This is a genomic window from Chryseobacterium ureilyticum, from assembly GCF_900156735.1.
GTDB lineage: Bacteria > Bacteroidota > Bacteroidia > Flavobacteriales > Weeksellaceae > Chryseobacterium > Chryseobacterium ureilyticum.
In genome coordinates this window covers 174,423-186,988 of record NZ_FTOL01000004.1, presented here as the reverse complement: position 1 = coordinate 186,988, position 12,566 = coordinate 174,423, and the positions used below count along the sequence as shown (strand labels likewise).

Genomic DNA, 12,566 nt, shown 5'->3' with positions numbered 1-12,566 from the left:
TAGATTAAAATCTTAACAAAATTAAACGACTGTTTGGAAAAAGGTTTGAAGTAAAAATTAACATTGTTTTAAGATTTGTTAATACATGAACGAAAACATCAATAGCAGATTAAATTTCAGAACCGAGGTCTTTTGCTGTTATATTTCCTTCAATCAATAAGGTTAATTCATCACATTTTATAACCTTCTCATCTTCAATGGTAAACTCTGCCAATACTTTATGGCGAACAATACTGCCATCTTTTAAAACTGATTTTGCAATATGTTTAGTGAAAATAATATTTTTGTTTTCAGCATAGCTGAGGATTTCTATATTTTGTTTAGCGACCTTTTCTTTGAGCTTTTTTATATGTAAAATAAACTCTTCATAATTTAACTGTTGGTGATCTACCAATTGAAGGTATTCTTTTGAGAAATACTTTTCTATCAATAACTGGTCAAATACAGGATTTTCTAATACATCACGGAAAAGCTGTTGGATAAAATGTTTCATAGGTTTATTATTATAAGGACAAAATTACATTCATGTTTTAGGAAAAAACGATAACATTTGTAAACAGTTTTCTGAGAAAATATTTATTGTAAAAGCCTTATAGGTTTATGTCTGTTGTAAGAAATCTTTACATGTGTACATCCAAATCAATAGGAATGAGCTTTAGCTGAAACCTAAAATTATAAGCTTTTGTAAGGTTGTTTTTAAATTATTTCCCCAAATTGCATCAAGAAAACAACCAACACTAATAGTAATCAGGATATGAGCCAATTTCCGGAAATTTTATCAGACGAAAACGCAAAAGAGAAACATCCAGACTTTAGAAATGCTTTGTTTAGTCTTGAAAGTAAAGATGTCAGTCCTGAAAATGTTGACAGTCTAATTAAAATTTATACAACAACGAAGCAAATTGACTATCGGAATAAGATTTTAAAGCTTCTTTATGATCAAAATGATCCTAAGCTTCATTCATTTTTTGAACTTGCTTTTAAAAAAGAAAGGTATCTGGATATGAAAGTGTATGCATTACGTGAACTCACTCAGTTTTCAGATAAAAAGAGTATTGAGAAACTGATCAGCAAGTTTAAAATTACCCTGGCGAAACGTGAGCAGACAACGCCTTATAACTATCAGGAATATGAGCTGTTAAAAGGGAAGAATGCATTTCCGTTCTTAATTGAAAAATATAATTATGCTTGTCTCAAGGATATATTACAACAGGTAAATGAACAATATGAGAGAATGCCGGCTGCTTTTAAAGGACACTTTACAATAGATGAAGCTGGGAATTTTGTTCATTTGAGAACACCTGTTGAAAGTTCAAAAATGATCAGGGCTTTTTTTGATGAAAATAAAATATATAGAAAGTTTCTCCCAATAAAAAACCGCATTGAAATAAATCCAATGCGGCATCGTCAGTCTGTTTTTATAAAGTGCAAATCACCTAGTCATTGTCTATTCGGATCCATTTACCGTTTTCTATACCTTCATAGAAATGATCGTTATGGTAAATAATGGCTCCCTGAATATGTGGTTTATTGCTTGGTAGTGTAAGGATTTCAGGTAAAGCATTGGTATTTCGAATCATAAATACATCATTATTCTCCTTTACTACAATTCCCGTTCCTGAAATAAGTCTGGTTACTCCTATATCCGTCGGAGGGTTGGATATAATGGTAGGCATAAGCTCTGTCAAACGTCTTGCTCCCGTAGATGCGGTACAGCCTCTTAGTACATTATCCATCAGCATCATGACACCTGGAGTAGGGCAGTCAGGGTTTACATTCACTGAAATTTCTTTATTATTAATTTCAGCCGGACAAGATTTTCCTGTGGCAAACAAGATGTTTTTCAGACGATAAACAAATGTTCCAATCTGGTCTTTTGGATGAAGAATAATAGCTTCACCATTAGCTGCGGAAGTAATATTTTGATCAGGACCTCCATTCACACTGTATGTGAAAATATAGTTTTGAGCTAGAGAACCTTTAAATTTTACCTGTACATCTCCTGATGGTTGCTTTACAACACTTGTTGCTGAAGATGTACTGCTGTCTACCGGTAGTGCAACCGAAGAAATTGTAAAATTCTCTGTTATATTACATCCGTCCTGGCTGTAGGTAACGCTCACTCTGTAATCGCCTGGTTGTGTAAATGTAACTAGGGGACCAGTGCTTATTACTCCTGCATTAGGAACATTTAGTTTTGTCCATGTATAAGTTGCATTTGGATCTGTTCCATATAACGTTGAAGCATCATAGGTTTTTGGGAATTCTGAAGCACATAATACTTTATTTCCTCCGAAACCTGCTGCCTGAACATCTGTAGGAACTATAGAAAGATTGACTGTATTTCCCAGATCCTGACTGTTTCCAAAAGCACTTACCGGACGTGAGAAATTCATATCCCTGATAGACGCATAGAACATTGTGTAAGTAGCCGTAGGATCAAGATTGATATTATTCTGCCCAGCTGTTGATTTGATGACAGAAATTCTGTTACATGGAGTTCCTGTCATAAACAAATTCTCAGTAACCGTCTGGCTGTTTTCTATCTGATAAGACCCTGGATTGAAATACAATGTTTTGTATTTTCCTGAAGAGCTCAATGTACTTACACTATTGGCAGTGGTGCTTCCAAGGAAAGTCATTTTGTTGAAATTCCACACTCTTGTTCCTGTATTTACAATTCCGTCTTTCCAAACCGTCAAATCTCCAAAATTGAAACCAGTAGGAGTATTGGTAGTAAAATATCCTATATCTGCTTTCGCTGTTTCAGCATTTACAGTGAGCGGATTATTGCCAGAAGAGATAAAGAAATAAGGACTGTAAAAATTATAATAAGGAAGGGAAGGCATGTAATAGTTTGGAGTTCCCACGCTGTTAGTTCTGGTCCCTGTAATGACAGACTGTCCAAGATCTACAACCGGATTATTATTGATGGATTGATTCCAGCTGAAATTCACCAGCGTCATAGGATGGTTATTGGTCTTAAATCCTGCTGCATTCAGAAAATTAATGTCTCCCTGATATGGGCTTTTCAGTTCAAAATAATCCTGGGCATTAATATTCAGGTGAATAAAGGCACCTTTTGTATCAATATATCGTGTTCTTCCTATAGAAGTTCCCGGAAACATAATGATATTACGGGTCAATCCAAAACTAGACATTGGAACTACTACTTTTACATCACTTTGTAAGGTAAGATTTCCATAAACACTAAGGTAACAAGGGTTCCCGCCATCTGTAGTAAAATCAAGAACCGGCTGGTTAGTTGCATTATTGAAGGTGATATTATTGGCTTTTGAAAGATATGCTCCCCTGATCTGTATTTTATTCAAAGTGGATGTAAACCCTGAATTCTGATCAAAGAATACATTGTCAATTGCAGTTGGAATATCACATGCAGACACCGGAATGCCGCCTGAAGTTAATGACCAGTGTTGAGGATCTCTCCATAATCCCTGTCCTCCAATCCAGTAAAGATTTCTTGATACAGAAGGAATTGCATCCTGAAAATTAATTCCACTATTCCCTCCAAGATCTGTACTTGATGTAGCAGTATACGTTTGTCCACCAGAAGAAGAGATGGATTTTATCTGTACTTTATCTATTACGTAATTAGATGGATTGGTACTGTAATTAGGAAGGGTTAAAGTTCGCGGCTGAGCGGGTGATGATGCTAAAGTAATACGATCTAAACAATCACCCAGTATTTTCAATGATTGGTTTACCTGTAGATTGCCTTCCAAAGAAACATTGTTATTCTTTTCAATAGTCAGATTATTGACAGACATCGATGTTTTGAGAAGAATGGAAGGATTTACCTTGTCAAGTCTTGAAGCTATTGCTGAGTGGATGATAAAATTATTAATGACTCCACCAGGAAAGTTAAAAGAAATAATATAATCTGTATTAGTTGTCGTATTGGTGTATTCTATTTTTTCAAAATAATGGTTTTGATTACTGAATGCAATATCAAAATCAGAACCGCCACTAGATCTGAATAATTTAATCACACTATTAGTAGTATTTACAACGGGTTGTTTGGTATTGATTGCAAAGCTGTTGTTCACTGTAAGATCAGCATTATCCATTATCAATTTTGAACCGTTTAAATTTAAATTGGAGATACTCATTACAGTACCACTTATATCCAGGATGTTACCTAAAATATCCGCTTGGGAGATATTTGAGTTATTACTAAGATCATACTGTGACGTTCCTCTGTTCATTTTCCATTGAGCATCACCGGAAAAATTTAAAGAAGTTGCAGCTCCATTGGGAGTTACATTTTTTAAAGTACCTGCAGGTTTATTAATGTTAACAAACGTAAACCCACTGAAGTATCCGGCATCATAGTATCCCGGATGTAGCACCATATTTCCGTTAACATTCATTTTGTAGTAATTATTATTTCCTGCAAAATAAGATCTTGCTCCGGGAGCTAATCCACTGAATGTAATATCGTTTACTGAAACATCATTGGTCATCTGTATAGCTGTAATTCCAGTGGTAAAGAACCCTGAATGCTGATCAAAGAAAACATTATCATTGATAGTAGGAAGACCACAGTTTGCTGTTGTTCTCGCGCTTGAAGGATCTAGAGACCAATGACTGAGGTCATTCCAGCTTCCATATCCTCCTTTCCAGTAAAAGTTTTTAGAAGCAGCTGCTAAGAAATTTATTCCGGAATTATTTCCATTGTCAATAGAATTGTTTGCATTGATGGGTTTAGCACCTGCTACAGGAGTGATATAACCAGCGTTAATTCCTGAAATATTCATCCTGTTCAGTTCAACAAAACCATTACCATTAATACTGTTTCCCAGGATCAGGTTATTTCCACCCTGACCTGTTAAATTAAGGATCAAATCACAATCTGTACGATTGAATAGCCAACTGTCAGTTATAGTCAGTTTTGCCGTAACATCAAACATCGTAATATTAGAAGATGCATTAATGACTGCATTTTTTGTCTTATTGATTCCAAAAAATCTGATATCACCACTATTCACTTGAAAAGTTTCAGTATTCAAATACTGTATAGATCCAGTAATGGTTCCTTCCTTATAGGTTTTACCAAAAAAATGATTCGTACTTCCAGAGCTATAATAACGTCCGTTGTAATTTTGGAAGTATGCAGTGGTATTAGGTGCGGTAATGGTCTGTTTTGTTAAGATATTTAATATAGTCTGGCTTAGCAAAGCATTATCTATATTAACACTGTTACCCCCAAGCCAAAGTTCACCGGCTTTTATTTTTCTTCCATCAGCATACAGGTTACTCGTCAAAGCATTGTTATCAAAATTGAAAACACCACCCACTTCTACATCATAAGGAGTCCCTGAATTAGAGGGCATGAGATAAAAGTTATCATTTCCATAAATAGTCAATTGATAGACTTTCTGACCTTCAAAACTCATATAACGATTGACTGCCGGATCTCCTGCATTATATTTAATAAAATTAACCGCCGCAGGAAGAGACATATCTTTCTGTAGATAAAGATTACCATACAAAGTGGTGTTGATATTCAAAACAGGGTTGGCTGGAGCATTATTCCAGGTCATATTTCTTATTGAAGCAACTGTTCCGCCATTATTAATGATATTATTCCCTGAAGTAAAACCTGAATTTTCATTAAAGACTACATCATCATACATGATAGGAATACAGTTGGCAGAAGGACCTCCTGATGTGAACGACCAATGTGCCGGATCATTCCAATTACCACCACCGCCTATCCAGTAATATGTTTTTGCTGTGATTCCAGGGTAGGTAATATTGCCGGTATTAGTTCCTCCATCTATACCTGCTGTTATAGAAGCTCCTCCTGTAAGCCTTACAGAAGCTAAATTATAACCATTAAAAGACGCTTTCCCATTTCCATTAATAGATGCCGGGAGAATCAGGTTTAGTGGTAATGTAGGTTCTACAGCTGCAAATTTTGGAATGATTCCGTTACATGAATTATTGGCAATAAGGGTTTGGTTCACCTGAAAATAAGGATTGGAAGTCGTCTGTCGGAAGCTGTATTGTCCACCATTCAAAGTAAGATTATTAATATCAAACTGTGTTGTTCTAAGGATATTATTTCCCTTCCCGAGAGTCAAGTTTTTTACTTCAAATCTGGTTCCCTGTAGATCAGCACTTCCATCACCCAATACCATATCATTGGCTTTATATAAATTAGCATTAATGCTACAAGCATATAAATTAACTTTATTGAAGTTAAACTGAGTTCCGGTAAAACTACCGCCTGCAGTACCTACTCCTGCTACTTCATCCACCGTCAGAAGATTACCTCCTGATATTTGAGAATAGCCAGAAGCAGTTAAGACTATTTTTTTGATATTCTGGGTAGTCTGTATGTTCAGAACAGGAAATGAAATGGTAGCTTGGGTAAGATTAGCTGCTGAGTTTAATGTCATTGTGCTCGTAGTAGTCACCGTTGAAGATCTGAAATTTGAGGCTGCTGAAGAACTATGGGTAAATACCATAGTATTAACATTCTTATTATCAGTATCTAAAAAAGCATTTTCATTGATGTTAAAAAAGAAAAATCCATTACTGGCAAAGTTTTTAACAAGTTTGAAGGTTCCGTTTCCATTAAGATTGAAATAAGATGGATAGCTGCCACTTACATAGGATGGATCAATCATATTATCAGGAACATCAATCAGGTTGGGAGTCGGGTTAGAACTGTCTGAGAACAGATTCATGGTAATATTATATAATGCAGAGGCATTAGACTTCCATTTCAGATTTCCATATACATTAAAAACACTTGCTGATGGGAAGCTTAGTTTAGTCGTAAATGAGTCGTCTATAATAAAATCCTTACAGGTAGCTGATGATGGAATAGCAAGCGTACCTCCACTGGCAGGAAAGCCACTCCCTGAAGTAATATAAACATTGTCATACCGTGAAGGGATAATCGTGGCAGCCTGTCCTGATGCTGAGCCTATTCGCCAGTGATTCAGGTCACTCCAACTACCGGCGCCGCCTACCCAGTAATAATTATTTTGGGCGAAAATACTCTGACTGATGAGAAAGAGTAGGATGAAGTATAATTTAAGTTTCATGTTATTTGAATTACAAATTGATAAGAGATTAAGATGAAAATCCCAACCTTTACGAAACACAACGAACCCCGAACTGAGGTTGCCAGCAAGACATTATTTTGTTTTTTTCAACTGATATAGCTCTTTTTGTAACTCTTCAATTTTTTTTCCTTGTTCCTGTACGGTTTGTAATAATAAAGGAATTAGCTCATTATAGTTGACGGATTTATACCCATCATTGTCTGTACTTACAATGTTTGGAAGTACCTTTTCCACTTCCTGCGCCAGCAAACCATATTGAAGCTGTGCATTTCCCCCTTTCTTTTTCCCAGTTTCATTCCAAAAATAAGAGACAGGTCGTAGTTTATTGATGATTTCGTTGGAAGATTTTATTGCGGTGATATTTTGTTTTAATCGTTCATCAGAATTATAATCTATAGCACTTGCCTTCACTGTTCCGGCAACATCCAGTTTGGCAGTTGCAGATGGAGTAGTACCAATTCCAACACTTCCAGTTCCGGAGAAAACAAGATTTTTACCATTAAGATCTACATTTCTTGCTGCTAAAGGAGTGTTGATAGAGCCATCGGCGGTGTAAAGATTAGAATTTAAGCCTACACTTTCCCAGTTATTTCCATTCCAGAAATAATATCCTGGTTGAGTAATTTTTGCCACTTTTGAAGTAGGAGAAGCTGGGGTAGCAGTAGCATAGATCATTAAAGATTCTGTTCCGGGTTGGATGTTTGCCGTCATCGTTTGGATCTGATCTCCTGTAAGGCGGGGAATCATCAGACCTTCAGCCTGTCTCGTTCCGTCCGTTTTGGCTGTAATGTCTAGAGTAGCTTTCGGATCAGGCGTATTGATCCCGATTCTGCCTGCTTGAGCGTAGAAAAATGAACTGATAGATGTGCTTCCGATTAGGCATAGCCTGAACACTGCAGAATGAGTTTTCTGCAAGAAAGTAGAGTTTTGCATAGTTTTTTTAATTGCTTTTTAAATGAGTATAGTTAATTTCCTTAGTGTGAAGAGGTGAGTATACTTTTTATAATGCTTTTCGATTTCTCAATTAATTCATTGGATCTATAAAGTTGGCTTGTTAATATTGAACTTTCAAAGAGAAGATAGATATGATCCGATAAGACCTCATCTTTGATCTCATTCATAAAAAAATCCCGAAGTTTATTTTTATGATAGCGGAGAACATGATGAATTTCTACCTGTTCAGCTGGTATTTCAGATAAAATATTCAGAAAGCTGCACCCCCGAAAATCCTCTTTCTCGTTCATGTAAATAAGAAAATCAAATGACTTTAATATTTTTTCCTCAAGGTTTTGAGCTCCCGATATAAATTTTTCCAGTTCAGATACCCAATACTCATATCTTCTGTTGAGAAACTCAATGCATAAATCATCTTTTGACCTGAAATGTTGATAAAAACTAGCCTTTGATACATTAGCATCTTCAATAATCTGATTGATACCGGTACGGTTATAACCCTGTCTGTGAAACAAAAGCAGGGAAGTGCTTAATATTCTTTCGCGAGGTCGAGGCATAGGTTTATGTTTTTCACAAATGTAAATAAAATATGAACAGACTGGTACGTTTGTTAAAAAAATCTTAAAAAATATTTTTTATGCTTTAATAAAATAAAAAAATGACAGTGAATTTCACTGTCATTTATATCAATGTAATTATATATAGTCAAGTCTAGTAGAAAGCCTTTGTTTACTTTTGTTTGAATAAGGTAAACTTCTTTTTTTTCAGTTTATCTTCTTTTGAATTCCAGATTCTCTTTATCGAAAAGTTTAAACCGACTTACTATTCTTTACAAACAAAAATTCCGGATTTTGAATCAATATACGATACTGTACCGGTCATATTGTTCATAATCTCATAGGCTGTAAGTTTATAATCATCGGAAGAAAATGTTATATCTGTTTTAAATTTCCAAAGGTGTCCTGATACTTTAAGTTATTTCCCTGGCTTCTCACAGGCACTGTAATAAAAATAATATCATGCTCATTTTTATATTTCCTGGCTTTATCCCATTCTATGGGTTTTCCGGCAACCATATCCTTTCCCCTCATATATTCATTTCTAATATAAAACACGGGGTCCTGCTGAATATTAGTAACTTCAGTCTCTAAGGGTTCATGCATACAAGCCTGAAGAGAAAATAGGAAAAGCAAACTTCCGGCTGCAAAAGTCTTAAAATAATTTTTCATCATTTATTATAATTTTTGTAATCATAGAATTGTTGTTTGCTCCCTTTTGACTGGCTGCATAACTGTTTTTGCCATTAAATTTGTTCTGGGGAAATAGGAGGGAATTGCTTCCACAGTTGTTGTTGTTGTTGTTGTTGTTGTTGTTGTTGTTGTTGTTGTTGTTGTTGTTATTGGCTTTCTTGTAATGTGTAAAGGGGTGGCTGGAGTTGCTGTTTCCACATCCATGTGACAAAAGCACGAGCTGATAAAGCAAGTAATCCTAAAGACAAATAATTGTATTTCATAATTGTGTAAATAGCGCCACAATATTAGAAAGCATTTGTCTTTAAGAAGTAAAAAGAAGGGCTACTAATTGTATATATGAGTGTTTCTATTTGTATACATATTGAGTATTTACTCTGTTATTTTACATAGAAGATATACAAGTACTTTCTAAACATGCTGAGGAATATCTTATCTTGTACCATATGAATGTCTTCTCTTTTCTATCCTGTTTAAGAGGAATTAGTTTTATTTTAGATAATTCAACAAATTGGTGTATTTGTTAAAAAATCTTTCTATGTTTTAATAAAATGAAAAATGACAGTGAAATCCACTGTCATTTTTATCAATATAGATGTTGAAATTAATCAATACTATTGTTATAAATCAGTAGGCATTGGTACCGAAGCTGTATTACCTCCATTTGGTATAGTAGCAGTCTGAGGTGTTCCAACTTTTACCACAGAATTATTAATGACAAGTACATCAATAGTCCACATATATGAACCATTAACCACTGGTCCGGTGGATGGATAATCGGCTTTTAGAACCCAGGTAGTACCATTACTTTTATCTGCAGAAACCTGTTTGTCAGATATCACAAGATCTTTTATGTCATTTTTATACACCGATGGATTAGAATTAAAGGTTGTAGATGGCAAAGTACTCTCAATGGAAGAAGTATTAATGCCCACTCCGTTTGTAGCACCATCAGCTGAGGCCGAGAAATTAGCAGCAGTAACGATAACAGTATAATTATTAATAGGAATGTTGGTATCCAAAGAGCTTACCCAATCAGAATTTGTCAAATTTATTGTATATCTGTAGGAGTTAAATAACTTTTGTGTTCCTGTAAGAGCTTCTAAATTCCCGGAAGTAGGATTCCAGTATACAGGTGTAGCTCCCGCAGATTGGTTTGGCATTGTGGCAACACGAACATTACCTTGTACATCTAATGTAGTTGTAGGAGTTGTTGTTCCAATCCCCACTCTGTTATTCGCTGCATCTACAGATAACGTGGTTCCATCTACGGAAAAGCCATTTGTAGCAGTACTTGTGAATGCTAATGTATTGGCACCTTGTGTTACTGTTCTTGGACTAGTTAATGATCCATTAGCGGTGTATATGTTTGAGGTAGAGAAAGTAGTTTTAGGTAAGGTCTTTAAAGTACCTGTAGCATCAGCTACTACAATGTTTGCAGCCGTAGCATCAGCTTGAAGCCCTGATAATTTTACAGGATCCGCTGTTGCGTTAACGTGTAGAGCATTAGTTGGCGCAGCGGTTCCTATCCCAATTCTGTTATTCGCTCCGTCTATAGAAAGAGTTGTACCATCTACAGAAAAACCGTTTACAGCAGTACTGGTGAATGCTAGAGTATTGTTACCTTGTGTTACTATTCTGTTCCCGCCTAGAGATCCATCGGTATTATAAATATTAGTTGATGCTAAACTTGTTTTAGGAATCGTTTTTAAAACTCCTGCAGCATCAGCTACTACAATGTTTGCTGCTGTAGCATCAGCTTGAAGCCCTGATAATTTTACAGGATCCGCTGTTGCGTTAACGTGTAAAGCATTAGTTGGAGCAGCAGTTCCTATCCCAATTCTATTATTCGCGGCATCTACAGATAGAGTAGTTCCATCTACAGAGAAACCGTTTACAGCAGTACTGTTAAATGCTAGAGTATTGTTACCTTGTGTTACAATTCTGTTCCCACCTAAAGATCCATCAGCTGTGTATATGTTTGAAGTAGAGAAAGTAGCTTTAGGTAAAGTCTTTAAAGTACCTGTAGCATCTGCCACTACAATGTTTGCAGCCGTCGCATCTGCCTGAAGTCCCGTTAATTTTACAGGATCCGTTGTTGCATTCACGTGTAAAGCATTAGTTGGCGCAGCGGTTCCTACCCCAATTCTGTTATTCGCTCCGTCTATAGAAAGAGTTGTACCATCTACAGAAAAACCATTTACAGCAGTATTGGTGAATGCTAGAGTATTGTTACCTTGTGTTATAATTCTGTTCCCGCCTAGAGATCCATCAGCTGTGTATATGTTTGAGGTAGAGAAAGTAGCTTTAGGTAAAGTCTTTAAAGTACCTGTAGCATCAGCTACTACAATGTTTGCAGCCGTAGCATCCGCTTGTAATCCTGATAATTTTACAGGATCCGTTGTTGCATTCACGTGTAAAGCATTAGTAGGAGCAGCAGTTCCTACCCCAATTCTATTATTCGCTGCATCTACAGATAAAGTGGTTCCGTCTACAGAAAAACCGTTTGTCGCAGTACTTGTGAAGGCTAATGTATTAGCACCTTGTGTTACCGTTCTGTTAGCACTTAAGGAACCATCCGTATTATAAATATTAGTTGATGCTAAACTTGTTTTAGGAATCGTTTTTAAAACCCCTGCAGCATCTGCCATTACAATATTTGAAGCTGTCGCATCAGCTTGTAAGCCTTCCAGTTTTACAGGATTAGTAGCAGCTGTTACATGTAAAGCATTAGTTGGTGCAGCAGTTCCTAATCCAACTCTGTTATTGGCTCCATCTACAGAGAGAGTAGTACCATCTACAGAAAAACCATTTACAGCGGTACTATTAAAAGCTAATGTATTAGCACCTTGTGTTACAATTCTGTTGCTGGTTAAGGATCCATCTGTATTATACACATTAACAGGGTTGCCTAGTTTTATCCATTTTCCGCCATCAAAGTAATAATATCCAATCCCATTAACGAATTCAGTAGGAGAGCCTGCAACAGGAGCTGTTCCTGAAATATCATCCACATATAGAATAGCTCCCTTTTGGCTGGCTGCATATCCTGTTTTTGCCATTAAATTTGTTCTGGAAATAATCGGTGGAATAATTCCATCTGCTGACGATGCAGTTGTAGGTTTACCTGCTACATGTAAAGTAGCTGCAGGGGTTGTTGTTCCAACACCCACCTGACCAAAGGCACTAGCTGATAAAGCAAGTAATCCTAAAGACAAATAATTGTATTTCATAATTGTGTAGTTAGTGCTACAATATTAAA

The 12,566-nt window shown here is 36.0% G+C and carries 7 protein-coding genes; 1 reads left to right on the top strand and 6 read right to left on the bottom strand.

What is annotated here, in order from left to right:
* Positions 1-109: 109 nt before the first annotated feature.
* Positions 110-493, bottom strand: a complete 384-nt coding sequence (locus tag BW983_RS13435; protein WP_076552426.1) for a hypothetical protein — start codon at positions 491-493, stop codon at positions 110-112.
* Between the two features lie 261 nt (positions 494-754).
* Between BW983_RS13435 and BW983_RS24250 the strand changes: the two genes are divergently transcribed.
* Complete coding sequence (locus tag BW983_RS24250) at positions 755-1,507, top strand: hypothetical protein (protein WP_076552425.1); 753 nt, start codon at positions 755-757, stop codon at positions 1,505-1,507.
* Here BW983_RS24250 and BW983_RS13425 read toward each other — a convergent pair.
* From BW983_RS13425 to BW983_RS13400, 5 genes are all read right to left on the bottom strand, one after another.
* A complete protein-coding gene (locus BW983_RS13425; protein ID WP_076552424.1) occupies positions 1,437-7,079 on the bottom strand; it encodes a hypothetical protein in 5,643 nt (1,880 codons plus the stop codon). The two genes, BW983_RS24250 and BW983_RS13425, sit on opposite strands and share 71 nt — an antisense overlap.
* Before the next feature lie 93 nt (positions 7,080-7,172).
* Entirely contained in the window at positions 7,173-8,015 is an 843-nt protein-coding gene (locus BW983_RS13420; protein ID WP_167369988.1) for a tail fiber domain-containing protein, read from the bottom strand.
* A 59-nt stretch (positions 8,016-8,074) separates the two neighbouring features.
* The gene (locus tag BW983_RS13415) at positions 8,075-8,611 is read right to left on the bottom strand and encodes a TetR/AcrR family transcriptional regulator (RefSeq protein WP_076552422.1); all 537 of its coding nucleotides are present in this window, start codon (positions 8,609-8,611) and stop codon (positions 8,075-8,077) included.
* Positions 8,612-8,986: 375 nt separating this feature from the next.
* Positions 8,987-9,286, bottom strand: a complete 300-nt coding sequence (locus tag BW983_RS13410) for a hypothetical protein (protein WP_139329276.1) — start codon at positions 9,284-9,286, stop codon at positions 8,987-8,989.
* A 638-nt stretch (positions 9,287-9,924) separates the two neighbouring features.
* The gene (locus BW983_RS13400) at positions 9,925-12,537 is read right to left on the bottom strand and encodes a beta strand repeat-containing protein (RefSeq protein ID WP_076552420.1); all 2,613 of its coding nucleotides are present in this window, start codon (positions 12,535-12,537) and stop codon (positions 9,925-9,927) included.
* Between the last annotated feature and the right edge of the window lie 29 nt (positions 12,538-12,566).